20 protein-coding genes are annotated in these 24,394 nt (G+C 72.6%); 6 read left to right on the top strand and 14 right to left on the bottom strand.

Translation table 11 applies throughout. The features are described from left to right. Positions 1–33 precede the first annotated feature (33 nt). Both AB0G16_RS30560 and AB0G16_RS30555 read left to right on the top strand, forming a co-directional pair. Positions 34–1,092: a LacI family DNA-binding transcriptional regulator gene (locus AB0G16_RS30560; RefSeq protein WP_362812663.1), complete on the top strand. Its 1,059-nt coding sequence runs from the start codon at positions 34–36 to the stop codon at positions 1,090–1,092. A 129-nt stretch (positions 1,093–1,221) separates the two neighbouring features. Then, positions 1,222–1,857 (top strand): MBL fold metallo-hydrolase, encoded by a 636-nt coding sequence (locus AB0G16_RS30555; RefSeq protein WP_362812660.1) that lies wholly within the window; start codon positions 1,222–1,224, stop codon positions 1,855–1,857. A gap of 11 nt (positions 1,858–1,868) precedes the next feature. Here the strand turns inward: AB0G16_RS30555 and AB0G16_RS30550 are convergent, their stop codons facing one another. The 4 genes from AB0G16_RS30550 to AB0G16_RS30535 form a co-directional block, all read right to left on the bottom strand. Then, positions 1,869–2,501: a maleylpyruvate isomerase family mycothiol-dependent enzyme gene (locus AB0G16_RS30550; RefSeq protein ID WP_362812657.1), complete on the bottom strand. Its 633-nt coding sequence runs from the start codon at positions 2,499–2,501 to the stop codon at positions 1,869–1,871. Between the two features lie 235 nt (positions 2,502–2,736). Next, positions 2,737–4,041 carry a sigma-70 family RNA polymerase sigma factor gene (locus AB0G16_RS30545; protein WP_362812654.1) on the bottom strand — a complete coding sequence of 435 codons (1,305 nt, stop codon included), beginning with the start codon at positions 4,039–4,041 and terminating at the stop codon, positions 2,737–2,739. A 112-nt stretch (positions 4,042–4,153) separates the two neighbouring features. Further along, positions 4,154–4,504, bottom strand: a complete 351-nt coding sequence (locus AB0G16_RS30540; RefSeq protein ID WP_362812651.1) for a YciI family protein — start codon at positions 4,502–4,504, stop codon at positions 4,154–4,156. Between the two features lie 105 nt (positions 4,505–4,609). Continuing rightward, the gene (locus AB0G16_RS30535; protein WP_362812647.1) at positions 4,610–5,998 is read right to left on the bottom strand and encodes an MFS transporter; all 1,389 of its coding nucleotides are present in this window, start codon (positions 5,996–5,998) and stop codon (positions 4,610–4,612) included. A gap of 65 nt (positions 5,999–6,063) precedes the next feature. On the opposite strand from AB0G16_RS30535, the gene AB0G16_RS30530 reads away from it, so the two are divergent. After that, entirely contained in the window at positions 6,064–7,047 is a 984-nt protein-coding gene (locus AB0G16_RS30530) for an ArsR family transcriptional regulator (RefSeq protein WP_362812644.1), read from the top strand. A 50-nt stretch (positions 7,048–7,097) separates the two neighbouring features. Here the strand turns inward: AB0G16_RS30530 and AB0G16_RS30525 are convergent, their stop codons facing one another. From AB0G16_RS30525 to AB0G16_RS30500, 6 genes are all read right to left on the bottom strand, one after another. Further along, a complete protein-coding gene (locus tag AB0G16_RS30525) occupies positions 7,098–7,700 on the bottom strand; it encodes a hypothetical protein (RefSeq protein ID WP_362812641.1) in 603 nt (200 codons plus the stop codon). Between the two features lie 273 nt (positions 7,701–7,973). Then, positions 7,974–8,906, bottom strand: a complete 933-nt coding sequence (locus AB0G16_RS30520; protein WP_362812638.1) for a carbohydrate ABC transporter permease — start codon at positions 8,904–8,906, stop codon at positions 7,974–7,976. 94 nt (positions 8,907–9,000) lie between these two features. Next, positions 9,001–9,879 (bottom strand): sugar ABC transporter permease, encoded by an 879-nt coding sequence (locus AB0G16_RS30515; protein WP_362812709.1) that lies wholly within the window; start codon positions 9,877–9,879, stop codon positions 9,001–9,003. A gap of 143 nt (positions 9,880–10,022) precedes the next feature. Next, on the bottom strand, positions 10,023–11,306 hold the full coding sequence (locus AB0G16_RS30510) for an ABC transporter substrate-binding protein (protein WP_362812635.1): 1,284 nt from the start codon (positions 11,304–11,306) through the stop codon (positions 10,023–10,025). A 339-nt stretch (positions 11,307–11,645) separates the two neighbouring features. After that, complete coding sequence (locus tag AB0G16_RS30505) at positions 11,646–12,422, bottom strand: AMP-binding protein (protein WP_362812631.1); 777 nt, start codon at positions 12,420–12,422, stop codon at positions 11,646–11,648. A 747-nt stretch (positions 12,423–13,169) separates the two neighbouring features. Continuing rightward, positions 13,170–15,647 (bottom strand): tetratricopeptide repeat protein, encoded by a 2,478-nt coding sequence (locus AB0G16_RS30500; RefSeq protein ID WP_362812627.1) that lies wholly within the window; start codon positions 15,645–15,647, stop codon positions 13,170–13,172. Positions 15,648–15,838: 191 nt separating this feature from the next. Between AB0G16_RS30500 and AB0G16_RS30495 the strand changes: the two genes are divergently transcribed. Continuing rightward, complete coding sequence (locus AB0G16_RS30495) at positions 15,839–17,866, top strand: ABC transporter ATP-binding protein (protein WP_362812624.1); 2,028 nt, start codon at positions 15,839–15,841, stop codon at positions 17,864–17,866. 127 nt (positions 17,867–17,993) lie between these two features. Here the strand turns inward: AB0G16_RS30495 and AB0G16_RS30490 are convergent, their stop codons facing one another. Together AB0G16_RS30490 and AB0G16_RS30485 are read right to left on the bottom strand one after the other, a co-directional pair. After that, positions 17,994–19,460 carry a penicillin-binding transpeptidase domain-containing protein gene (locus AB0G16_RS30490; protein WP_362812621.1) on the bottom strand — a complete coding sequence of 489 codons (1,467 nt, stop codon included), beginning with the start codon at positions 19,458–19,460 and terminating at the stop codon, positions 17,994–17,996. A gap of 109 nt (positions 19,461–19,569) precedes the next feature. Further along, on the bottom strand, positions 19,570–19,932 hold the full coding sequence (locus AB0G16_RS30485; RefSeq protein ID WP_362812618.1) for a MerR family transcriptional regulator: 363 nt from the start codon (positions 19,930–19,932) through the stop codon (positions 19,570–19,572). Between the two features lie 301 nt (positions 19,933–20,233). Here AB0G16_RS30485 and AB0G16_RS30480 point away from each other — a divergent pair, with 301 nt between their 5' ends. After that, positions 20,234–21,172 (top strand): aldo/keto reductase, encoded by a 939-nt coding sequence (locus AB0G16_RS30480; protein WP_362812615.1) that lies wholly within the window; start codon positions 20,234–20,236, stop codon positions 21,170–21,172. A 127-nt stretch (positions 21,173–21,299) separates the two neighbouring features. On the opposite strand, the gene AB0G16_RS30475 is transcribed toward AB0G16_RS30480, so the two are convergent. Continuing rightward, the gene (locus tag AB0G16_RS30475) at positions 21,300–21,956 is read right to left on the bottom strand and encodes a TetR/AcrR family transcriptional regulator (protein ID WP_362812612.1); all 657 of its coding nucleotides are present in this window, start codon (positions 21,954–21,956) and stop codon (positions 21,300–21,302) included. An 89-nt stretch (positions 21,957–22,045) separates the two neighbouring features. On the opposite strand from AB0G16_RS30475, the gene AB0G16_RS30470 reads away from it, so the two are divergent. Continuing rightward, a complete protein-coding gene (locus AB0G16_RS30470; protein WP_362812706.1) occupies positions 22,046–23,347 on the top strand; it encodes a GH1 family beta-glucosidase in 1,302 nt (433 codons plus the stop codon). Positions 23,348–23,375: 28 nt separating this feature from the next. Here the strand turns inward: AB0G16_RS30470 and AB0G16_RS30465 are convergent, their stop codons facing one another. Further along, positions 23,376–24,188 carry an aldo/keto reductase gene (locus AB0G16_RS30465; protein ID WP_362812609.1) on the bottom strand — a complete coding sequence of 271 codons (813 nt, stop codon included), beginning with the start codon at positions 24,186–24,188 and terminating at the stop codon, positions 23,376–23,378. Between the last annotated feature and the right edge of the window lie 206 nt (positions 24,189–24,394).

Here is a 24,394-nt window from a genome sequence, read left to right as displayed (position 1 = left end):
TCGGCACGGGGAACCTGGGTGATGATCGAAGACGTGACAGAGAGCGCGCGGGGACGTCCCACCATGAAGGACGTCGCGACGGCGGCCGGAGTGGCGCTGAAGACCGTCTCCCGGGTCGTCAACGACGAACCCGGGGTCACCCCGGCCACCGCCGGACGGGTCTCCGCCGCCATCGAGCGGCTCGGCTACCGGCGCAACGAGAGCGCCCGCGTCCTGCGCCGGGGCAGGACGTCGAGCATCGGCCTGGTGATCGAGGACGTGGCGGACCCGTTCTACTCGGGATTCGGCCGCGCGGTCGAGGAGGTGGCACTGGGACACGGCTCGCTGGTGCTGAGCGGCTCCTCCGGGGAGGACCCCGGGCGCGAGCGGGAGCTGATCCTCACCTTCTGCTCCCGCCGGGTGGACGGTCTGATCATCGTGCCCTCCGGGACCGACCACGGTTATCTGCGTCCCGAGCTGGACGCGGGAATCGCCGCGGTCTTCGCCGACCGGCCGGGAGGGCTGGGCACCGATAACGGCACCGGCACCGGCACGGAGACCGGCAGCGGCACGGGCACGGGCCGTGACACCGATTCGTGCGACACCGTCCTGTGCGACAACGCCGGGGGCGCGTACGCCGGGGTGAACCACCTGATCCGGCACGGGCACCGGCGTGTCGCCTTCGTCGGCGACAGGGCGTCCGTCTTCACCTCGGGAGAACGCCTGCGGGGCTACCGCCGCGCCCTTGAGGAGGCCGGCCTGACCTTCGACGGATCACTGGTCTCGAACGGCCCCGCCGAGGAGGCGGGGTCCGCCCTGACCCGGATGCTCCGCGGCGGTGACCCGCCCACCGCGGTCTTCACCGGCAACGGCAGGATCACCGTGGCGGTGCTGCGCGCCGGGCACCGCCAGGCCCTGGTGGGCTTCGACGACTTCGAACTGGCCGACCTGCTGGTACCCGGGGTGACCGTGGTGGCCCAGGACCCGGCCGGGCTCGGCAGGACCGCCGCGGAGCTGCTCTTCCGGCGCCTGGCCGGCGACCGCGGCGCCCCCGAGCGGATCGAGCTGCCGACCAGGCTCATCCCCCGCGGGTCCGGAGAGCTCCCGCCCTGACACCCGCCCGGCCGGGGTCCCGCCCGCATGCGCGCCGGGTGCGCCGGAACCCCTCCCCCGGCCGGGGGAGGCGTTCGCCCGTGGCGGATCCAGCCGGGGGGGCATCGCGCGGCGACCAGTATGAGACGTATGAAAATCACCAAATTCGGACACGCGTGCGTGCGGTTGGAGAAGGACGGGCGGGCCCTGGTCATCGATCCCGGCGCGATGACCCCGGAGGCCGACGCCCTGACCGGCGTGGAGGCCGTGCTCGTCACGCACGAGCACTTCGACCACTTCGAACCCGATCGCCTGCGCGCCGCCGCCACCGCCGACCCGGGTCTGGTCGTGTACACCTGTCCCGGCGTGGCCCGGCATCTGGAGTGGCTCGGCGACCGCCTGCACGTCGCCCAGGAGGGGGACGCGCTGTCGGTCGCGGGCTTCGAGGTGTCGGTCGTGGGGGACAAGCACCACTTCAGCCACCCCGACGTGCCGCCGGTCGACAACATCGGGTTCGTCGTCGACAACGAGGTCTTCCATCCCGGTGACGCGCTGACCGTGATCGAGGTGCCGACACTGCTGCTGCCCGGCCAGGCCCCCTGGATGACGGTGCCGGACATGATCGCCTACCTGCGGGCGATCGCCCCCCGGCGCGCGTACGCGATCCATGACGGGCTGATCAACGAGTGGGGTGTGCAGGTGCTGGAGAGCGTGCTCGCCGCCGAGGCCGAACGCCTGGGCGCCGACGTCCGGCGGCTGGTGCCGGGCGAGAGCGTCGAGATCTGATCGCCGGGGTCCTACAGCGCGGCCGCGATCCTCTCGGCCCCCGGCCCCGACACGCCGGCGAGCCCGGCCGGTCGCCCGGTGGCCAGGAGGAGCAGGTCGCACACCTTCCCTCGTACCTCGTCGGGCCCCTTGCCCGCGGACCACTCCAGGTCGGTGGCCACCAGCCTCGTGCCGGCGAGGCGCTTGCGGGCGCCGTAGAACGGGCTGGCCATGACATGCTCGATCGCCGCGACCGCGGGCCGCACGGGCATCTCCCGTACGCGTCCGAGGGGGCGCGCGATGTCCTGCCCGTGGACCAGTGCGTCGACGAGCGGATCCACCGGGCCGGACAGGACCATCCGGCGGGCCGAGCCCGCCGTCTCGCGGATCTGCGCGACGAGCTCCGCGGGCTCGAAGGCGACCGCCCTCTCCCGTGCCAGGTCGGCCTCCATGCGGTCGAAGTCGCCGCGTGCCCGGATCGCACTCCTGATCGTGCCGAACAGGGTGGCGCGTGTGGACAGCGTCAGGTGCGCGGCCACGTCACGAACGGTCCATCCGGCGCAGAGGGAGGGGGCCGCCCATTCGTGATCGTCGAGGTCGTCGAGCAGGTCGGCGAAGGCGAGCCGTTCGGCCTTCACCCACGCGAGAATGCGGTCGCGGTCCATGTTGTGTCGTTCTCCTCGGTCGGATGCCGTGTCGGGCACGGGTGCGGGTGCGGGTGCGGTGTCGCGTGCGGCGTCGGGTGTGCCTGCGGCGTCGGGTGTGTGTGCGGCGTCGGGCGCGGCGTCGCGTGCGGGTGCGGTGCCGGGGGTGGAGCCGGGTCCGGCCGTGGAGCCGGACATGGGGGTGGCGGTCATGCGGATGACGGCACGCGCCGGTGACGCGGCGGGACGCCCGCCGTCACGGGCCGATCCCGGTGTCCGCGCCGGAGGACTCGATCTCGTCCAGCCTGCGCCGCAGGTGGGCGCGTTCGGGTTCGGTACCCGCCAGGGCGAGCGCCTCCCGGTAGGCCGCGGCGGCCTCGGGAAGCCGGCCGAGCCGTTGCAGCAGGTCGGCCCGTGCCATCGGGTAGGGGTGGTAGCCGCGCAACCGCTCCTCGCCGGCCAGGTTCTCGAGCAGTGCCAGCCCGGCCTCCGGGCCGTCGCGCATCGCCACCGCGGCGGCGTGGTTCAGGGCGACGACCGGGGACGGCGCGAGGGTGAGCAGCACGCCGTAGAGCGCCACGATCTGCGGCCAGTCCGTGGTCGCGAGGTCCGCCGCCTCGTCGTGCAGGGCGGCGATCGCGGCCTGCACGCCGTACGGGCCGGGTGGGCCGCCGGTCAGCGCGACGGGCACCAGGGCGAGCCCCTCCTCGATCATCGTGCGGTCCCATCGGCCGCGGTCCTGGTCCGCGAGCAGCACGAGCTCCTCGTCCGGGCCGGTCCGGGCCTCGCGTCGCGCGTGGACCAGCAGCATGAGCCCGAGCAGCCCGGCGACCTCCCGCTCTGCGGGCAGCAGCCTGCGCAGGATCCGCGCCAGCCGGAGGGCCTCCTCGGCCAGGTCGAGCCGCTGCAACCGGGAACCGGCGCTGGCCGCGTACCCCTCCGTGAAGATCGAGTAGAGGACCTGGAGCACACCCGGCAGACGGCCGGGCAACTCGTCGGCGCCCGGCACCCTGAAGGGGATCCGGGCCTCGCGGATCTTCTTCTTCGCCCGTACGATCCGCTGGGCCATCGTCGCCGGTGGGACGAGGAAGGCGCGTGCGACCTGCTGTGTGGTCAGTCCCGCCAGGCAGCGCAGCGTCAGCGCGTCGCGAGCCTCGGCCGGCAGGGCCGGATGGGCGCAGGTGAAGAACAGTTGCAGCCGCTCGTCCGGGAGGTCGGCGTCCTCACCCGCGGGCGGGACCGCGGGCGCCCGGTCCGCCTCCACCTGCAGGACCGCGAGCCGGGCCGCGTACGCCTGGTCGCGCCGCAGCCGGTCGACGGCCTTGCGCCGGGCCGTCGTCAGCAGCCAGGCACCGGGCCTGTCCGGGACGCCCCGCTCCGGCCAGTGCACCAGCGCGGCCTCGATCGCCTCGGCGGCGACCTCCTCGGCCAGGTCGAGATCACCGAATCGGCGGACGAGGGAGGCGAGCAGCCGGCCGTGCTCCTCGCGGAACACCGACTCCACGGCCCTGTCCGTGCCGGCGCCGGTCTCCCGCTCCGGCATCCCCGGCATCCCCGTCATCTCCGGCATCCCGTCGGGCCCCCGAGGTCCGGCGGATTCGCCAGGCCCCCGAGGTCCGTCGAGCCGCTGAGACCCGCCCGATCCGTCAGGCCCGTCAGGCCCGTCATGCTTCTCAGGCCCCGAAGTCGGCGACCGGCCGTACCACGACCGATCCGCTGCCGCCGGCGCCGGGGCAGCGGGCGGCCCAGTCGAGCGCGGCGTCGAGGTCCGCCACGTCGATGACGTAGAAACCGCCGAGCACCTCGCGGGTCTCGGCGAACGGCCCGTCGGTGACGGTCCGCTCGCCCCCGGCCCCCACCCGGACCGTCGTGGCGGTGACCAGATCCGCCAGCGACTCCCCCGACACGTAGATCCCCGCGTCCCGCACGGCCTTGTCGTAGGCCGTCCAGTCCTCGACGCTGCACTCCGCGGCCCCGCCGTTCGCGTCGGTCGCACCACTGTTGATCAGCAGCATGTACTTCATGGCCGGCTCCTCCGGATCTGTGGTCTCCTCGCGCGGCGGGTCACCGCACACCATGACGACGAACGGGATGCGACCCCATCGACAGCACCCCCGTGATTTTCCTCCTCAGGTGGGCCGTTGCCCGCCGACCCTGAGCGACCGGTGGAGGAGGAGCGAGCACACGAGGGTCGCCACCCCCGCGACGACGACGGCCATCGGCGGAGAGGTCAGCTCGGCGGCCACGCCGACCAGGGCGGCGCCCATGGCCTGACCGGTCATCATCCCCGCCGACGCCAGGCCGAAGGACTGCCCCCTGACCGGTTCCGGCACCGCCTCCACGAACCACCGCTGCAACCCCAGCTCGAAGGCCGCCAGGGCGGCCGTGGCGAGCAGCACGAGCAGGGCGGCCCCCAGGAGTCCCGGCCGGAGGGCGAACGCCAGGAGGGGAAGGCCCGTCACCACCGCGAGAGGGAACGCCAGCCGCTCCCTGCCCGCGGGCGAGACCAACCGGCCGGCGGCGAAGCTCCCGAGCGCCATGCCCACCGAGGCGGCGGCGAGCGCGAACCCGGCCTTGTTCCCCAGATAGGGAATCAGCATCGCCTCGGCGCCGGCCACGAGCGAGACCGGCAGCCACTGCGCGAACAGCAGGCCGCGCACCCGCGCGTCCGCCAGCAGGAGCCGGTTGACCCGCAGCGTCTCCCGCACGGCGCCGCCCCTCACGGGCGCACCCACCCGCTCGTCGCCGTCCGCGACTCCCCCGGGCAGGTCGGCGTCCCCGGCGTCCCCGGCGTCCCCGGCGTTCCCGGCGTTCCCGGCAGGCAGGTCGGCGTTCCCGGTCTTCCCTGCGGACGGGTCACCGTCCCCGCGCGTACGCCTTCGGGCGGGGCCGGCGTTCCGGGCGGGGAAGTCGGGCATGCCGTAACGCAGCACCACGGCGGCCACGACGGACAGCGCGGCGGTGACGGCCAGCGCCCCGGCGGGCCCGGTGACGGCGAGGATGGCGCCGCCCGCGGCCAGGCCGCCGATCTGGGCGCCTGCGGACGTCACGTTCAGCACGGACCTGCCCAGCACGAACGCGTCGCCGGGCAGCAGGTCGGGCAGCAGCGCCGTCCGCGCCGCTCCGAAGACCGGGGAGAACAGTCCCGTGACGAGGACCAGGGTCAGCATCGCCCAGACGGGCATCCCGGTGAAGGCGAGCAGCAGGCAGGTCACGGCCCTGACCCACTCACCGGCGACCATCAGGGCGCGTGGCCGGATCCGGTCGGCCAGCGAGAGCAGGAACGTCCCGCCGACGATGTAGGGCAGGAACCCCAGCATGTACGCCGCCGCCGACAGCCCCGGCGAGCCGGTCCGCGCGTAGACCAGCGCCGACAGGGCCAGCATCTTGATCTGGTCCCCCGCGACCAGCAGGGTGAAGCCGCCGAAGAGGATACGGAACTCCCGGCTCGCGAAGACCTCCGTGTAGGTCGCGCCGCGTTCTTCCGCCGTCGTCGCGTCACGTTCTTCCACTGTCATGGACACGATGGTGGAAGGCCCTCGCCCGCCTGGCTAATCTTTCGGATATACCCGAAAGGTCAACCATGGTCTTCCGCATCGAGGTCACCCCGCAGGACATCATGGCCAGCAGGTTCGCCATCTCCCCGCTCATCGTGACCAAGCACGCGCTCTGGATCCTGTCCGGCAAGAGGGAGGTCGGACCGTGGCGGGCGTGGGTGAACCGGGTGCGGGAGCCGTACGAGAGACTGCTGGTCACCCAGCCGGGGCTGGTCCTCATGGTGACGCTGTTCCGCGAGCGGGAGTACAACGCCGACTTCCCCGCCCCGCCGCCGACCGGGGTGAACACCCCCTTCGAGGCGGAGCTCGCGGTGGTGCGCGCCACCCCGGTGGCGCGGGCGCACACCGAGATCGCCAGGAACCTGGAGGGGATGCCGCGCCCTCCGGAACACGTCATGGACCTGTTGTTCTCGCCCGACGTGGTCCGGCTGTTCGCCGACGCGCTCCAGGCGACCTGGGACGAGATCGTCGCCCCGGCCTGGCCGCGCTTCCACGCGATCATGGAGCGGGACGTGATCCAGCGGGCCGGCCGCCTGGCGACCTACGGCTGGGCCGCCGCGCTCGACGACCTCAGCCCCCGGGTCCGCTGGCGTCCCGACGGTGTCATCGAGGTGCTCTCCGAGAGCGCGGACGAGAGCTACCGGCTCGACGGGCGCGGCCTGCTCTTCATCCCGAGCGTGATCCCCGTCGGGGTGGGCTCCTACCTGGAGACCCACTGGCCGTACGCGATCAGCTATCCGGCCCGGGGCACCGCCGTCCCGCCCGAGACGCCGGACGGCCTGGCCGGGCTGATCGGCGGCACCAGGACCCGGGTCCTGCTCGAACTGGCCGCCCCCGCGACGACCACGGGGCTCGTCGCCCTGCTGGGGCTGAGCCTGGGGACCGTGGGCGGCCACATCGCCGCCCTGCGCCGGGCGGGCCTGGTCACCGGCAGCCGCACCGGCCGGGGCGTCCTCTACCACCGCACCGCGCTGGGCGACGCGCTCGTGAACCCCGGCCAGGGAACATGATCACTTGCCTGCGTGCGGTCGTTCCCCGTCGGCCCCGGTGACACACGACCTCACGGGGAACCGTCGTACCCGGCCCCGCGCAACCGCTCGGCGATGCCCGCCAGGCCACAGGGATCGGCCCAGCGGGAGGCGGGGACGACGTCCTCCCTGCCGCCGACGACCCTCAGCCCCTGTTCGAACAGCACTCCCTGGGGATGGGTCGCGTAGAGCACCGTCCCGGCCGGAAGGCGCGCCCGATCCTTGATCGTGGGCCACGCGTGGTCGGGATCGGGGGAGCGGACCCGCGGGTGGAGGAACAGCAGGACCCTGGTGCCCCTGGGCACGGCCCGCCGGAAGTCGGCCACCGAGTGGACCGGGACCCGGTTCTTCCACGTGCCCCCCTGGAAGAACCTCACGTGGACCAGGCCGCCGGAGATCCGTCCCTTGAACCGCTCGGTCACCCGCACCGGCATCAGGACGTGGTGCGTACGGTCGCCGGGAAGCCCCTCCTCGATGACCGGTCCGGGCCGGAAGTCCTCGGTGGTGCCCGCGACGACCAGCGGGACCTTCGCGGCGAGTTCCTCCGGGGAGCCGAGGGGGTCGTAGTCGAAGGCCTCCTGCCGGATCAGGGTGACGTCCAGCCTCCTCGCCGGGCGCCTGACGCACCCGGGCACGGACGTCGCCGACGCCCCCGGGGAGGGAGACGCCCCCGTCCGCGTCCCGTCCGCGGCCGAAGGCACGCCCGAAGACGGGGACACCACCGGGGACGCGACCGGAGGGGCAGGCACGCCCGAGGGCGGGGACGTGCCCGGGGTCGCCTTCGCGGTCGGGGAGGCGGGCGCGCCGCAGGCGGTGAGCAGGACCAGGAGGGGGAGCACGGCCGATCTCATGATCATGAGACGTCGGCGGCCCCCGCACGGTTCACCCCTCAGGTCCTCCCTCCTGGTTCAGCCCTTGAGGGCACCGGCCATGAGGCCGCGCATGAAGAAGCGGCCGAGGAGGACGTAAATGATCATTGTGGGGATGGAGGCGAGCAGGGCGGCGGCCATCTGCTGGCTGTAGGGGACGGTCTGGGCCCCGGCGATGTTGTTGAGCATGACCGTGGTGGGCCAGCTCTGCGGCCCGGTGAGGAAGACGGCGAACAGGAAGTCGTTCCACATCGAGGTGAACTGCCAGATGATCACCACCGCGAAGGCCGGGCCGGAGACCGGCAGCACCACCGACCAGTAGGTCCGCAGCATTCCCGCGCCGTCCACCCTGGAGGCCTCGATCAGCTCGTCCGGGATGGTGACGTAGTAGTTGCGGAAGATCAGCGTGCAGATCGGGATCCCGTAGACCACGTGGGCCAGCAGCAGCCCGGGGATCGCACCGTAGAAGACCCCCGGCACCCCGGTGACCGCCAGCGTGACCTCGTTCAGCTTCACCAGGAGCTGGACCAGCGGGATCATGACGCCCTGGTACGGGATGAACATGCCGAACAGGAAGAGCGTGAACAGCACGTCGGAGCCGGGGAAGCGCCACTTCGACAGCACGTAGCCGTTCATGGAGCCGAGCACCGCCGAGATCAGCGAGCCGGGCACCGCGAGCAGCACGCTGTTCCAGATGCCGGGGGCGAGCTTCTCCCAGGCCACCCGCCACGGCTCGACCGTCCACACCTCGGGCAGCGCCCACGCCCGGCCGGGGTCGGCCTCGGTCAGCGGCTTGAAGCTGGTGACCAGCAGCACGTAGATCGGGATCAGGAAGACGAGCAGGAAGGCGACCAGCAGCACCAGCCTGACACCGCGCGACAGCCGCGCCCGCCGCCTGGCCCGGTCACCGGGGTCGCCCGCGCCGCCGCCCCGCGCGGGGGCGGCGCCGGTGCCGGTCGCGGTGGTCGTCATCGAGTGCCTCCGAGGTTGGTGGCCGTCGCGGCTCCGGAGCGGCGGACCGCCACGGTTCCGGAGCGAGAGGGCGTCACGGTTCCGGCGGGGAAGGTCACGAGCGCCTCTCCCTGCGGAGTGTCCAGACCAGGTACGGGATGACGAAGACGCTGACCGCGAGCACGATGTAGGACGCGATGGTCGCGCCCTTGGCCGGGTCGTGGGAGTCGAAGACCGCCACCCACATGAACACGGCGGGCACGTCGGTGATGATCTGCTTGCCGGAGACCGCGACGATCAGGTCGAAGACCTTGAGCGAGATGTGCCCCAGGATGATCAGCGCGGACAGGGTGACCGGGCGGAGCAGCGGCAGCACGATGTGCCGGTAGACCTGCCATTCGCCACAGCCGTCGACCCGGGCCGCCTCCCTGAGGTCCTCGGGCACCCCGCGGAACCCCGCCAAGAACAAAGCCATGACATATCCGGACATCTGCCAGATCGCGGGGATGGCCATGGCCGCCATCCCCCAGTCCGGGTCCCGGAACCACTGCCACTGCAGGAACTCGAGCCCCAGGGTGTCGAACAGCCGGTTCAGCCCGACCGCCCGCTCGCCCTGGGAGGAGTTCATCAGCCAGCGCCAGACGACCCCGGTCGCGACGAAGGAGACCGCCATCGGGAACAGGTAGACCGCCCGGAAGGTCCCCTCCCCCCTGATCCCCTTCTCCATGAGGAACGCCAGCAGCCAGCCGAGCACCAGCGCCCCGAACACGAAGACCGCCGTGAAGACGATCGCGTGCTCCACCGAGATGCCCCAGCGCTTCTGGTCCCAGAGCGTGACGAAGTTCTCCAGGCCGACGAAGTTTCCCTCGGACACCTCGTCGTGCTTGTCGGTCATGGCCAGCCGGAAGTTCCAGCCGAGCATGCCGTACACGAAGACCGCGATCGCGACGATCGACGGCGTGACCAGCAACAGGCCCGGCAGCCACCTGCGCATCCGCGTCGCCGGCCTCACGCGTGTCAGCCGCGTCGGCGTCGGCGGCGGTGTCGGCGGCTCCGTCGGTGTGGTCGGTGTCGTCGGTGTCACCGGCACCCCTTCCGCGAGGTACGGCCCGCGTCACCGCGGGCCGTACCGAGAGATCACTGCCCGGAGTTCTTGGCGGCCTCGGCCAGCGCCGTCTGGAACGCGGTCACGTCCTTGTCGCCGTGGAACACGCCGACCGCCTCGTTGATCGAGACGCGCCAGGCGTCGTTCACGACCACGCCGTGCTGGATGGAACCGGCGAGCTCGTCGGAACCCCAGTCCTTGAGCGCGTCCGCGAGGTAGTCGGTGTAGAGGGCGGTGTCGGCGTCCTTGCGGGCCGGGATGGAGCCCTTCTTCGGGTTGAAGGCGTCCTGGCCCTCCTTGCTCGCGGCCACCTTCAGCCAGGCCACGGCGCCGTCGCGGTTGGGCGCGCCCTTGGGCAGGGTGAAGCTGTCCGACAGCCACATGAACGTGCCGGCGGTACCGGGCGAGGGCGCCCAGTCGAAGTCGGTCTTGGACGTCTTGCCCAGGCCGCCGTCCGGCGGGTTGTGGAAGTAGCCGTACGCCCAGTCGCCCATGATGTTGAAGGCGGCCTGACCGTCGGCCACCTGCTTGGCCGCGGGCTGCCAGTCGTCGGCCGGGTCACCGGCGTAGGACAGGATCGTCTTGAAGTCGTTCAGCGCCTTGGTCATCGCCGGGCCGGACCAGTCGGAGCCGGCGGTCCAGAGCCTGTTGTAGGCGTCGGTGCCGAGCGAGCCGAGCAGCACGCTCTCCAGCAGGTGGACCATCGTCCACTCCGAGCCGATCGAGAGCGGGATCTTGCCCTTCTGCTTGACCTTCTCCAGCGCCGCGACGAAGTCCGGGATCGTCTTCGGCACCTCGGCGACGCCGGCCTCCTTCAGGACCCCGGGGTTGAACCACATCACGTTGGAGCGGTGGATGTTGACCGGGACCGAGTAGATCTGCCCCTGGACGCTGATCTGGTCGACGAGCTGCTGCGGGAACGCCTCCTTGAGCTTGAGCTCGTCGTAGAGGAAGTTCAGCGGTTCGAGCTGCCCCGACTTGATGTAGCCCTGCAACTCGGCGCCCGCGTGCCCCTGGAAGGTGTCCGGCGGGGTCTGCGCCTGCAGCTTGGTGGTCAGCAGGGCCCGCGCCTTGTCCCCGGAACCGCCCGCCACGGCGGCGTCGAAGAACTCCAGCCCGGTGTTCTGCTTCTGGAAGATCTCCTTCATGGCCTTCAGCCCGTCGGCCTCGCCGGGGCCCGTCCACCAGGAGAAGACCTCGACCTTCTTCTTCGCGTCGATCTGCGGGCCCGGCGTGGAACCGCCGTCACCACACGCGGTCAGGGCGAGCAGGCCCGCCATGGTGGCCGCGACGGCCGCCATCAACTGTCGTCGCACAGCTCTCCGTCCCTTCGGGGTCGAGGTTGCACAGGCGTCCTCCCCCGAGAACATGACAACGTTGTCAGTACGTGCAATCAAGCCATTCCGTACCGAGCGCCGTCAAGATTGCGCGGGTAACAGCTACGCATCCCGACCTGTGAGGATCTCCGGCCGTCGTCCGCGCCGCCGGGACGTCCGCGACGCCGGGACCTGGCGCCACCGGGACCTGGCGACGCCGTCAGGACCGGTGCCGTGTCGACACGCGCACCGGCATGAACGCCGGCGCGTCCCGCCTGACACGCGCCAGTACACCGGATCGCGCGAGTGCGCCGGGGCATGTGATGCCGGCCGTCCGTCTCAGACGCGCTGGACGGCCCCGTCGGGAAGCGCCACGACGGTGACGCCGAAGTCGTGAATGGTCGTCGACAACTCCCGGGACGAGAGACCGGGGGCCACCACGACCAGGGAGCCGCGCATCAGCGCCAGGCCGATCAGGATCGTCAGGGCCATGCTGCACCGCAGGGGCCAGGTGATCAGAAGCACGTCGGACTTGCCGAGGTCCGCTCCCCGGTCGAGCGCGTTCATCCGCGTGATCAGATCCTGGTGGGTCAGCACGCCCCCGTCCTCGACCAGCAGGGCGGGCTGCACCGCCGGGTCGAGGAAGGGCAGCGGAACGGGTTCGAGCAGCAGCAGGTCGGCGAAGTCGACGGTGTCGCGGGCCTGGCCGAACGCGATCACCTGCCGGACCCGGGAGTCCTCCACGGCCCGCAGCGACGCGGCCGCCAGCCCCGGGGTGGTGATGAGCAGCCGGGCGTCCCACTCGGCCAGCAGGTCGGCCATCTCCTCGCACCCCGAGGTGATGGGCGCCGCCACCCCGCCGGCCGCGATGACCGTGTGCACCGCCAGCGTCTGCGTCACCGCGCTGTCCACGTGGATCCCGGCGACCTGACGCCGCCTCGCCCCTCGCCGCACCAGGCCCGAGGCTCCTCGCGTCACCTCCGCCGCCAGGCGGCGGTAGCCGTACACCGTGCCGGCGTCGAGGTCTATCAGTGCGGGCCGATCACCTCGCCCGTGCGCGTAGCCGAACACCGCCTCGGTGAGGGTGCAGCTTGTGGACGGAGAGGTCGGTCTCATTCCGCCGACGCTAGGGGCGGGCCGTCCACGCGGGCATCGACAGATGTATGTAGATGGCTGTGTATTCGGCCTTCCGCGCGCTCCCGGCCACCCGTCCGTAAGTACACCCGATCCGCGAGACACCCGGATCGGTGATACACCCGGATCGGTGAGACAGCCGACTCGTGAGGCGGCCGGATCCGCCAGGCAGCCGGCTCGTGAGGCACCCGGATCCGCCAGGCGCCGATCGCCCGGAGGAGGGGGCGGCGGGGCCGCGACGGGAACGCCGGACGGCGAGGGGAACGATGACGGGCGGGCCCGGGCCCTGCGCGACCCGAGCCCGCTGTCACATGCCCCATGACCTGGTCCCCACCCCTCCGAGGAGACCCCGGCCGTCGGCAGGGGCATGCGACGTCCGCGACGTGCCCGACCGAGACGCCCGGGTTGGTGTGGACCCCCCTCCCGTACCGGAGTTTCGGCCGGTGCGGTGCGGAAGGCTGGACGTCATCGGTCGAACACCAGGAAAACGTACGGCCCGGCACGGGCGCACCGCATGCTCCGGAGTGCGTATCCCGGGATGTATCTTCGACGCCGCACATGTGTAGCTCACAGGTGCGGACCTTCGGGACCGGAGGTCACCCGCCGGCCCGGCGGCGAGACGGATCGAGGATCGACGGGACCGGCCGGGCGGAGCGAAGACCGGCGGGACGGGGCGGGCGGGACGGAGACCGCCGGGACGGGGCGGGCGGGTCGCCGGGTGGGACGAGGTCAGGGGCGGTTCTGCTCGACCACCCAGGTGGCGACCTGGGTGCGGGAGGAGAACCCGAGCTTGGCCAGGATGTTGGCGACGTGCCGGGCGGCGGTGGCGGGGCTGATCACCAGGTCGTCGGCGATGGCCCTGTTGCTCATGCCCCGGGCGACGAGCTCGGCGATCTCCCACTCCCGGCAGGTGAGGGTGGTCACCGGAGCGACCGCCGGGGGCTTGCCGAGCAGTATGGGCGTCTCGTACGGCTCCTCGACCTGGAGCGCGTAGCGGACCGCCTGCTCCTGGGACATCTCCTGGCCGTGCGCCCACAACTGGGCGACCAGGGTCTCGCCGAGGCGCAGCCGGGCGGGCTGGAGCAGTTCCTCCATCCGCGCCCCGAATCCGGGCGGGAGCACGGCACCGCTCATCGCGCTCCTGATCGCGGCGGAGGCCCCGGCCAGGCGTACCGCCCGGTGGTCGTCCTCCTCGGCGAGGGCGAGCTGGGCGAGCGTCTCGATCCGGCGTGCCACGCCGAGTCGCTGGCCGGTCCCGATGCAGAGCCGCAGGCTCTCGATGAGCCTGACCCGCGCGGTGGCGAGATCGCCCTGGGCGAGGGCGATCCGGCCCAGCCCGGACAGGCACGTGACGACCTGCCAGTGGGCGGTGATGTCCTGGAGCATGTCGAGGGCGCGCTCGTAGCGGGTGCGGGCCTCGGCCAGGTCGCCGCGGAGCCAGGCGACCTGGGCCAGGCCGATCAGCGCGACCGGCGCCGCCCAGTGGTTGTCGAGCTCGTGCGCGATCGCCAGCGCGGCCTCGAAGGAGCGCTGCGACTCCTTCGCCCTGCCCTCGGAGAGGGCGAACGTACCCTCCATGGAGCGGACGACCGTCTCGTGCCAGGGGTCGTCGACCGTGCGCACGACCTCCAGCGCCTCGTCCAGCAGGGCCCTGGCCCGCTCGGGGCGGCGCTGGTAGATCGCCACCCAGGCCAGGACGGCCAGCGCGCCGCTGAGCGGGCCGCGCAGCCCCGCCCGCCGGCACAGGTCGACCGCGGCGGTGCAGGCGATCTGGGCGGAGTCGGGGTCGCCCTGCCCGAAGGCCACCTGTCCGCGCAGCGCGAGGGCGTCGCCGCGCACGTGGGGTGCCAGCTCCTCCGGGGCGGTGTCCAGGAGGCGGTCGAGCCACTTGTCGGCCGGGGTGAACCTGCCTCCGGCGATGAGCGGCCAGCGCAGCAGGACGAGCAGGCGCAGCGCGCTCTCCTGGTCGCCGTCGACCTCGGCCGACCAGCGCACCGCCGCCCACACGTTGGCCTGGAGCTCGTCCAGCATGACCAGCATCGGGCAGATCTCCGCCCAGGTGGGGCGGGGCCACCGGACGATCGTCCCGTGCATCCGGGCGGCGACCTCGATCATGTGGTCGCGGTGCAGCCTGCGGAACTCGGGTTCCTCGCCGGAGGCGTCCAGCTGCTCGGCCGCGTACTCGCGGATCGTCTCCAGCATCCGGTAGCGCGTCTCGCCGGCCACCGCCGTCTCGGCCAGCACCAGCGACTTGTCGACCAGCACGCACAGGACCCTCAGGACGTCCTCGGCCCACAGGGCGCCGCCCGCGCAGACCCGTTCGGCCATGTCGAGCGTCCAGCCGCCGGTGAAGACCGCCAGCCGCCGCAGCAGGATCCGCTCCGGCTCGTCCAGTTGCTGGTAGCTCCAGTCGACGGTCGCCCTGAGCGTCTGCTGCCTGGCCGGGGCCGTCCTGTCGCCCGCCGACAGCAGCCGGAACCGGTCCCTGATGCGGGCGTTGATCTGCCCCACGGTCAGCACCCGGCACAGGGCGGCGGCGAGCTCGATGGCGAGCGGCATCCCGTCGAGCGCCTCGCAGAGGTCGGCGATGTCGGCCTCGTTCTGCTCGGTGACAGCGAACTCCCGGGAGGTGGCGGTGGCACGGTCGACGAAGAGCCGCACCGCCTCGCTGTCGCCGGGGTCGTGGCCGCCGCCGCGGGGCAGGCTGAGCGGGGGCACCCGCCACACGGTCTCCCCTGCCACCCGCAGCGGTTCGCGGCTGGTCGTGAGCACGCGCACCTCGGGGCAGACCGTGAGGACCGCGCGGCAGAACCTGGCGGACTCCTCGATGAGCGACTCGCAGTTGTCCATGACCAGCAGCAGCCGCCGGTCGCCGAGCGCGTCGATCAGCGTCTCGGCCAGCGCGCGGGAGGGTTCGGCCTTGACCCCGAGCACGGCGGCGACCTTGGGCTCGAGCTGGTCGCCGCGCACCGCGTCGGCCAGCTCGACCAGCCAGACACCCCCGGGGAAGCGCGCCGCCGCCTGGGAGGCCACGCGGACCGCCAGCCTGCTCTTGCCGATGCCGCCCGCCCCGCAGAGCGTCACCACCCGGGTGACGCCCAGCAGATCGACGAGTTCTTCCACATCGGTCTCACGCCCCACGAAGCCGTTCGGTTCGAGGGGCAGGTTGCCGGCGGTGAGGGAGGCGTGCGCGGTGTCCTGGGTCATCGGCTCTTAGGGAGGTCGGGTAGAACCGTCACAGAAAGTGTGACATCAATTACCGAACCATGCCCGGTCTTAGCTCTTTTCCGGGTGACGCGGGTCCCGTGCGGATCCGGCGCGGGTCCCACGCGGATCCGGCGCTGACCGTGACCGGCCATCCGATGGCCATCGCCGGTACGGCCGCTCACACTGCTTCCATGACCGACTCCCCCGCCCCTCGCCCCCCCGGCCCGCCCCCCGGCCCGCCCTCCGACACGTCCGGTGAACAGGCCACGGCCTCCGACGCCTCCCCCGACCCGCCCGGCGACCGCGCCACGCCCCCCGATCCCGATCCCGCCCCGCCCGGTGACCGCGCCACGCCCTCCGACGCCTCCCTCGCGTTCGGCGAGCTGAGCCTCTCCGAGTGGTACGCGCACGCCGACACGATGGCGAAGGTCGGGTTCCTCACGATCGCCCGCAGGCTTCCGGCCCTGGTCTCGCAGGCCGTCAGGCTGGCGTGGCTGGCCAGCCGCCGCGACACCGCCGTCGCGGTCTCGCTGAGCCTGCTGGCCGGCGTGTTCACCGCGTTCGGGCTGCTCGCCACCACCGAGGTGCTGTCGGCGCTGTTCCAGGCCGGTCCGACCCCCGAGCGGGTGCGGGCCGCCCTGCCCGGCCTGATCATGGTGGGGGTGGCCGCGGCCCTGCGTACCGTCATGCAGGCGGGCGCGGGCTGGGCGCAGTCACGGCTGGAGCCCCAGGTCGGCCGGATCGCCGAGGAGCGCCTGTACGGGCTGACCAGCAAGGTCGATCTCGCGGCCTTCGACGACTCCGACTTCCACGACGCACTCCAGCGGGCCAGGACGCGCGGGGTCTCCATGGCCGACGTGGTGGTGAGCACGACCGTCAACGTACTGACCGCGGCCATCGGCATCATCGCCGCCGCGGGCGTGCTGGGGGTGCTTCACCCCGTGCTGCTGCCGCTGCTGGTGCTGGCGGTGCTGCCCGACGCGTGGGCGGCGGTCCGCTCGGCGCGGATGCGGTACACGACCATGTACGCGCTGATCCCGGCCGCCCGCCGCAAGTGGATCATCTCGGATCTGCTCGCGCAGCGGGACCCGGCCGCCGAGGTGCGCTCGTTCACCATGCGCGGCTTCCTGCTGCGGATGTACGACGCGGTCGCCACGGCCGAGCAGACCATCATGCTCAGCCTGGCGCGGCGGCAGATGGTCGCCAGGATCGTCGGTGAGACGCTGGGCGGGGTCGGCACCGCCCTGGTGTACGTGGCGCTGGGGGTGCTGCTGGCGGTGGGCGCGGTCCCGCTGGCGGTGGCGGGCACCGCCGTGCTGGCGATCCGCTCGGGCCAGACGTACCTGGCCAACCTGATGTACGCCACGAACCGCCTGTACGAGGAGGGTCTGTACTTCACCGACTTCCTGGACTTCTGCGCCGAGGCGGAGGCGAAACTGCCCGCCGGACGCGAGGGGACCGTCCCGGAGAGCTTCGCGCGGATCGTCGCCGAGGACGTCGTCTTCACCTATCCGGGTTCCGCCTCGCCGGCGCTGCGGGGACTGACCGTGCGCCTGGAGCGGGGCGAGGTGATCGCGCTCGTCGGGGAGAACGGGTCGGGCAAGACCACGCTGGCCAAGATCCTGTCCGGGCTGTACGAGCCGGACACCGGCCGGGTCCTGTGGGACGACACCGATCTGTCCACCGTCGACCCCGACGCGCTGAGGCGCCGTATCGCCGTCATCGCCCAGGACCACACCCGCTGGCCGCTGGCCGCCCGCTACAACATCACCATGGGCACCGACAAGGGAGAGCCGGCGCTCGTCGCGGCGGCCGAGGTCGCCGGCGCCGACCAGGTCGTGGCCGAGCTGCCGCACGGTTACGACACCCTGCTCGACCGGCGCTTCAAGGACGGCCACGAGCTGTCCGGCGGGCAGTGGCAGCGGATCGCGGTGGCCCGGGGCTTCCACCGGGACGCCCCGCTGCTGATCTGCGACGAGCCCACCGCGGCCCTCGACGCCCGCGCCGAGCACGCCCTGTTCGAACGCATCCGGCGGCACGCAGACGGGCGCACCGTCCTGCTGATCACCCACCGGCTGGCCAGCGTCCGCTACGCCGACCGGATCTACGTGCTGGACCACGGCAACGTCATCGAGCACGGCACCCACGACGAGCTCATCGGTCTCGACGGCCTCTACGCCGACCTGTACGGGCTCCAGGCCGCCGCCTACTCGACCTGACCGGCCGGTGCGCCACCGGCCCCCGGCCTGACCGACCGGTACGTGTTCCGGCCCCCGCCCTGCTCGACGTTGGCCGGCCCGCGCGGATGCCCGACGTGGCCGACCCGCACGGGTCCCGGACCCCGCCCTACTCGACCTGGCCGACCAGGGCGGCCTCGATGACGGCCCTGGCGATGGGGGCCGCCACCCGCCCGCCCTCCCCGCCCCCCTCGACCAGCACGCCCACCGCGACCCGGGGGGCGGCGGCGGGCGCGAAGCCCGTGAAGAGCGCGTGGTCCACGGCGAGGGGGGCGTTCTCCGCCGAACCGGTCACGGCGGCGACCTTCACGCCGGGGACGGCCGCGGCGGTGCCCGTCCCTCCCGGCCCGGTGACGGCGACCATCATCTCGGTGAGCCGTCCGGCCTCCTCGACGCCGAACACCCGGCGGTAGGGCGACGGCTCGGCGCGCTCGATCACGGTGTCGTCGGCGAGACGGACGTCCTCGACCAGGTGGGGGCGCATGAGCAGGCCGTCGTTGGCCACCGCCGCCGCGATCATCGCCGTCATCAGCGGGGTGACCCGGACGCCGGCCCCGCCCAGCGCCGACAGCGCGGTGCGCGCGTCGTCCTGCGGCGCCGGGTAGACGCTCCTGGTCACCGGCATGGGTATCTCCAGGTCGTCGGTGTCGAACCCGAACGCCTCGGCGCGCTCGCGCAGCGCGTCGGGGCCGAGCTCGATGCCGAGCTTGGCGAAGGGGGTGTCGCAGGACGAGCGGAACGCCTCCAGCAGGCCGGTCCCGGCCGCGCCGCACGCGGCGCCCGCCCGGTCGCGCAGGTAGGTCCTCGTGCCGGGGAGGCGGAGCGAGGCCGGGACGTTGACGGTGACGCCGGGGTCGTACCGCCCGGAGGCGAGCGCGGCGGCACCGGTGACGATCTTGAAGGTGGAACCCGAGGGGTAGGTCCGCTGGATCGACCGGTTCACCAGCGGGTCGTCGGGATCGCCCCGGAACCTCTTGTCCGCCCGGTCGAGCCGTGCCGCGTTGAAGCTCGCGTAGCGGTTCGGGTTGTACGAGGGCAGGGAGACCATCGCCAGGACGGCGCCGGTGCGGGGGTCGATCGCGACGACGGCGCCCGGCAGGCCGGTGGCGCGCAGGCCGTCGTAGGCGGCCCGCTGGGCGTCGCGGTCGACGGTGAGCCTGAGGGTGGCGCCGCCGCGGGTGCCGTCGACCAGCCCGCGCACCCGCACCCGGGGGTCGTTCCCGGACAGCAGGTCGTCCTCGGCCTGTTCGAGGCCGCCGGCGCCGTAGAGCGAGAAGTGGCCGGTGAGCGGCGCGTAGAGCGGGCCGCCGGGGTAGGCCCGCCGGTAGCGGTAGGTGTCGCTCCGGGACCTGCGGCTGGTCGCGATGACCGTGCCGTCGCGGAGCAGGATCCTGCCCCGGGGGTCCTCGAAGCGAGCGATCATCGTCCGCCGGTTGCGCGGGTCCTCGTTGAGCCGCTCGGAGTCCAGCGCCTGGAGGTAGGTCACGTTGGCCAGGAGGGCGAACAGCATGCCCCCGCACATCAGGGTGACGTGTCGCAGCGGAATGTTGATCCGGCGTGCCCGCGGTGCGATCATGACCCCTCCCGGACCCCGGCCCCGATACCGGTTTAACAGCCGGACCGAAAAGCGCGTCCCGAGCGGGGGCAAAGCCGCCGTACGGCTTGGGCCACGACGTGCCGGCCGGCTAGCCGACCACCGAGTGGTAATAGTTGATCTTGTTCCGGATCGCCACCTGCTGCTCGCGCAGGTGGTCGACCTGCTCCTCCACCCGCCGGTCATGGGCCTCCAGCAGCTCGATCCGCTCACGGACCGTGTGGTCGCCCGCCCTGGTCAGCTCCGCGAAACGGAGCATCTCCGCGATCGGCATGCCGGTGCCGCGCAGGCAGCGGAGCATGCCGAGCCAGCCGACGTCCTGCTGGGTGAACCTGCGCTGCCCGGCCGCGTTGCGGCCGATCGGTTCGAGCAGCCCGATCCGCTCGTAGTAGCGGAGGGTGTCGAGACTGAAGCCGGTCTCCTCGACCACCTGCCCCGGTGTGTACACGCTCACGCCCGTGGACCCCATCAGATAACCGCCTAACCGAGAGCCGCCCCTGCCGGCCCGTCCCCGCCGGCGGCCCGGCACGACCGGGAACCGGTCCCGCACCGGTGCCGCGCACCCGTTCACGGCCCGGCCGTCGTTCGGACCCGGCCGTCGTTCGGAAAGGACAGGGGGACAGACCTCCGCACAACCCTACCGAGTGACACCCGCCTTCCAAAGGGCACGCGCTCGCGCTTACCCGACAGGTCCCGGCGCGCCGGGAACGGCCGGGCTTGACCTGGAGTGAACTCCAGGCTGCAGGGTGAGGTCCATGACGCGCATCCCCTTCGCCCTCGGCACGATCCCCTTCGGCACGGCCGTCGACGACACGGCCACGTTCGCGATCCTCGACCGGTTCGCCGAGGCCGGCGGTTCCATGCTGGACACCGCGAACAACTACCCCTTCTGGAACGAGGGCGCCACCGGCGACGAGAGCGAGCTGGCCATCGGCCGCTGGCTGGCCGCCCGCGGCAACCGCGACCGGATGGTGCTGGGCACCAAGTGCGGCGCCCGGCCGACCGTTCCCGGCGACCGTACCCTCGACTTCGCCGAGGGCCTGTCCGCCCCGGCGATCGCCGCGGCCGCCGAGGGCAGCCTCCGGCGGCTGGGCACCGACCACGTCGACGTGTACTGGGCGCACATCGAGGACCGCTCCGTCCCGCTGGAGGAGACCCTGGGCGCCTTCGGCGAGCTGGTACGGGCGGGCAAGGTGGGTGAGATCGGCGCGAGCAACGTGCCGGCCTGGCGCCTGGAGCGCGCCCGGAACCTCTCCAGGGCCTCGGGCCTCCCGCCCTACACCCACGTGCAGCTCCGCCACACCTACCTGCGGCCCCGGCCGGGGACCAGGCTCCCCGAGGGGGGCCACGTCCTGGTGCAGGACGACATGCTCGACTACCTGCGCTCGGAGAGGGACCTGACGCTGTGGGCGTACAACACGCTCATGTTCGGCGCCTACACCCGCGAGGACCGCCCGGTCCCGGACGTCTACGACCACCCCGGCACCGTCCGCGGGCTCGCCGTGCTGCGGGAGATCGCCGGCGAGCTGGGCGTGAGCGTCAACCAGGTGGTGCTGGCGTGGCTGATCGGCGGCGACGTCCGCACGGTACCGATCGTCGGCGTGAGCTCCCCGGCCCAGTTGGAGGAGGCCCTGGGGGCGCTGGACGTCAAGCTCGACGACGAGCACCGCGCCCGCCTGGAGGCCGCCCGCTGACCCGCGGCCACCCGAAGGCCGCCCGCCGGCGGCACTCGACGACGCCCGATGGTGGTGCCTGCCGGCGGCGCTCGACGGCGCGACCGTCGGCGGCCACCGACGGCGGCCACCGACGGCGGCCCGCGCGTCAGCCGGCGGGCAGGTGCGCCGCGAGGTAGCGCCGGACCAGGTGCTTGCACTCGGCGATCAGCTCGGGGTCGCCGTCCGGGTGGGAGCGGAAGGCGAGCTTGAGGACCGCGTCGGCGGCCTCGACCGCGACGAAGAGCATCCGGTCCAGGTCGGGGCCGATCGGGGCGCCCAGCAGTTCGACGGTGAGGTCCCGGAGCCGGTCGGCCACGACGACGTTGTTCTCCAGCGCGGCGTCGAGCAGCCGCTCGGTGCCCTCGACCACCGAACCGCCCGGCCCGGCGAGCACCTGCCCGAAGTCGACGACCGCGAAGCCCGGTGTGGAGCGTCTCATCGCGACGAACTCGTCGATCGCGAGGTCGACCATCTCCGTCCAGTCGGCCAGGCGCACCTGCGCGAGCCTGGCGGTGATCCGGCCCAGGAACGCCTCCAGGTTGCGCATGGCCAGCGCCCGGACCAGCCCCTTCTTGTCCGGGAAGAACTGGTAGAAGGTGCCGATCGGCACCTCCGCGCGGCGGGCCACCTCCTTGGTGGTCATCGCCTCGTAGCCGACCTCGTCCAGCAGGCGCGCGCACTCGTCCAGCATGCGCTCCACCCTCTCGAGACTGCGACGCTGGGCGGGGCGGCGGCGAAGCGTTCCCCCGGAGGCGTTCGTCATCTCCCCATCATCCCCCACGGAAGGGATCCTCCCCCCCGAGCGGGCGGGGAGTTACCATGATCCGAAATCAGGCGGGCTGGAGGCCGAAAATGTTCCTGTGGGGTACGGCGACCGCGTCCTACCAGATCGAGGGCGCCGTCACCGAGGACGGACGCGGCGCCTCGATCTGGGACACCTTCTCCCACGAGCCCGGCCGGGTCCGGGACGGTGACACCGGTGACGTGGCGTGCGACCACTATCACCGCTGGCGGGAGGACGTCGCGCTGATGTCCGCGCTGGGGGTGAACTCCTACCGCTTCTCCATCGCCTGGCCCCGCGTCCAGCCGGACGGCAAGGGCGCGATCAACCAGGCGGGGCTGGACTTCTACGACCGGCTGACCGACGCGCTCGTCGAGCGGGGCATCGTCCCGGCGGCCACGCTCTTCCACTGGGACCTGCCCCAGGCGCTGGAGGACGAGGGCGGCTGGCTGAACCGCGACACCGCCCACCGCTTCGCCGAGTACGCCGCGGCCGTGGCCGACCGGCTCGCCGACCGGATCCCCATGTGGATCACCCTGAACGAGCCCTTCGTCCACATGGTCTACGGGTACGCGCTGGGCACCCACGCCCCCGGCAGGACCCTGGTCCTGGACGCGCTGCCCGTCGCCCACCACCAGCTGCTCGGGCACGGCCTGGCCGTGGGCGAGCTGCGGGCGCGCGGCGCGGAGAAGGTGCTGATCACCAACAACTGCACCCCGGTCCGGCCCGCCTCCGGCGATCCGGCCGACGTGGCCGCCGCCGACGCCTACGACACGCTGCACAACCGCCTGTTCAACGACCCGGTGCTGCTGGGCTCCTACCCCGACCTGTCCGCGTACGGGACGGTCATGGAGGGGGTGCGTGACGGCGACCTGGAGCTGATCTCCGCCCCCCTCGACGGCATCGGCATCAACTACTACAACCCCACCCGGATCGCCGCCCCCGTCGGGGAGGGGCTGCCGTTCCACGACGCGGGGGTCACCGGCCACCCCGTCACGGGCTTCGGCTGGCCCGTCGTCCCCGACGGCCTGCGCGAGCTCCTCGTCGGCCTCAGGGCCCGCTACGGCGACGCCCTCCCCCCGGTGTACGTCACCGAGAACGGCTGTTCCCAGCCCGACGAGCCCGGCCCTGACGGGGCGGTCGACGACCAGTCCAGGATCGACTTCCTCGACGGCCACATCGACGCCATGGAGCGGGCGCGGGCCGAGGGGGTGGACGTGCGCGGCTACTACGTCTGGTCCCTGCTGGACAACTTCGAGTGGGCCGAGGGCTACAGCCAGCGCTTCGGGCTCGTCCACGTCGACTTCCCCACCGGCGCCCGCACGCCGAAGGCCTCCTACGACTGGCTGCGCCGGCGCATCGCCCGGCGGTGAACCCCGGCGGGGCCCCCGGGCGGGCGGCTCAGCCGTTGAAGTCGTCGGGGTCCGGGCCGGTGCGGGTGCCCGCGTCCAGCTCGGCGATCCGCGCCATGTCCTCGTCGGTGAGGGCGAAGCCGGAGACGTCGAGGTTCTCCCTGATCCTCGACGGCGTGACCGACTTGGGGATCACCACGTTCCCCAGTTCCAGGTGCCAGCGCAGCACGACCTGGGCCGGGGTCCTGCCGTACCGCCCGGCGATGTCGACGATCACCGGGTCGTCCAGCACGTCTCCCCGCGCCAGCGGGCTCCACGCCTCGGTGACGATGCCGTGCCGGGCGTGGAAGGCGCGCAGCTCGGCCTGCTGCAGCGCGGGGTGCAGCTCGATCTGGTTGACCGCGGGGACGAGGCCGGTCTCGTCGATGACGCGCGTCAGGTGGGCCGGCTGGAAGTTGGACACCCCGACGGCGCGGATCCGGCCGTCGGCGTACAGCTTCGCCAGCGCCTTCCAGGAATCCAGGTAGAGGTCCCTGGCCGGGGCGGGCCAGTGGATGAGGTAGAGGTCGAGCCGGTCCAGGCCCAGCCGCTCCATGCTCGTCTCGAAGGCGGCCAGGGCGGAGTCGTAGCCCTGGTCGTCGTTCCACAGCTTGGTCGTGACGAACACGTCGTCGCGGGGCAGGTCCGAGGCGGCCAGCGCCTCGCCCACCTCGCGCTCGTTGCCGTACACCTTGGCGGTGTCGATGCTCCGGTACCCCGTCTCCAGCGCGGTGGTCACGGCCCGCACGGTCTCGGCCGGCGGGATCTGGAACACGCCGAAACCGAGCCGGGGCATGGACACCCCGTTGTTCAAAGTGATCATCTCTGGTTCTCTCCTCAGGAGGTCGCGAACGACCCGGGACCGCCGTTGCCGCGGTCCGACGCGGACGGGCGCGCCGCCGGCGGGCGCCCGTCATCGGAACGCGCCACCGCGACGGACGCCTGGACAGGGTCCATACCCACCCTCGCGCCCGTACGCCCCGGCGGGCCGTAGTCCCAAAGGTGTACGGGTGTTCTCGACGTCGCGCA

Source organism: Streptosporangium sp. NPDC023615, assembly GCF_040640155.1.
Taxonomy (GTDB): domain Bacteria; phylum Actinomycetota; class Actinomycetes; order Streptosporangiales; family Streptosporangiaceae; genus Streptosporangium.
The sequence above is the reverse complement of the archived record's forward strand: the minus strand, read 5'-3'. Positions and strand labels throughout refer to the sequence as shown.

Bases quoted from the DNA above. Each gene is read 5' to 3' on its own strand.
- AB0G16_RS30500 (WP_362812627.1), bottom strand. From the start codon at position 15,647: ATGACCCAGGACACCGCGCACGCCTCCCTCACCGCCGGCAACCTGCCC.
- AB0G16_RS30470 (WP_362812706.1), top strand. From the start codon at position 22,046: ATGTTCCTGTGGGGTACGGCGACCGCGTCCTACCAGATCGAGGGCGCC.
- AB0G16_RS30540 (WP_362812651.1), bottom strand. From the start codon at position 4,504: ATGAAGTACATGCTGCTGATCAACAGTGGTGCGACCGACGCGAACGGC.
- AB0G16_RS30520 (WP_362812638.1), bottom strand. From the start codon at position 8,906: ATGACGACCACCGCGACCGGCACCGGCGCCGCCCCCGCGCGGGGCGGC.
- AB0G16_RS30465 (WP_362812609.1), bottom strand. From the start codon at position 24,188: ATGATCACTTTGAACAACGGGGTGTCCATGCCCCGGCTCGGTTTCGGC.
- AB0G16_RS30475 (WP_362812612.1), bottom strand. From the start codon at position 21,956: ATGACGAACGCCTCCGGGGGAACGCTTCGCCGCCGCCCCGCCCAGCGT.
- AB0G16_RS30515 (WP_362812709.1), bottom strand. From the start codon at position 9,879: ATGCGCAGGTGGCTGCCGGGCCTGTTGCTGGTCACGCCGTCGATCGTC.
- AB0G16_RS30535 (WP_362812647.1), bottom strand. From the start codon at position 5,998: ATGACAGTGGAAGAACGTGACGCGACGACGGCGGAAGAACGCGGCGCG.
- AB0G16_RS30550 (WP_362812657.1), bottom strand. From the start codon at position 2,501: ATGGACCGCGACCGCATTCTCGCGTGGGTGAAGGCCGAACGGCTCGCC.
- AB0G16_RS30530 (WP_362812644.1), top strand. From the start codon at position 6,064: ATGGTCTTCCGCATCGAGGTCACCCCGCAGGACATCATGGCCAGCAGG.
- AB0G16_RS30495 (WP_362812624.1), top strand. From the start codon at position 15,839: ATGACCGACTCCCCCGCCCCTCGCCCCCCCGGCCCGCCCCCCGGCCCG.
- AB0G16_RS30505 (WP_362812631.1), bottom strand. From the start codon at position 12,422: ATGAGACCGACCTCTCCGTCCACAAGCTGCACCCTCACCGAGGCGGTG.
- AB0G16_RS30490 (WP_362812621.1), bottom strand. From the start codon at position 19,460: ATGATCGCACCGCGGGCACGCCGGATCAACATTCCGCTGCGACACGTC.
- AB0G16_RS30555 (WP_362812660.1), top strand. From the start codon at position 1,222: ATGAAAATCACCAAATTCGGACACGCGTGCGTGCGGTTGGAGAAGGAC.
- AB0G16_RS30545 (WP_362812654.1), bottom strand. From the start codon at position 4,041: ATGACGGGGATGCCGGGGATGCCGGAGCGGGAGACCGGCGCCGGCACG.
- AB0G16_RS30480 (WP_362812615.1), top strand. From the start codon at position 20,234: ATGACGCGCATCCCCTTCGCCCTCGGCACGATCCCCTTCGGCACGGCC.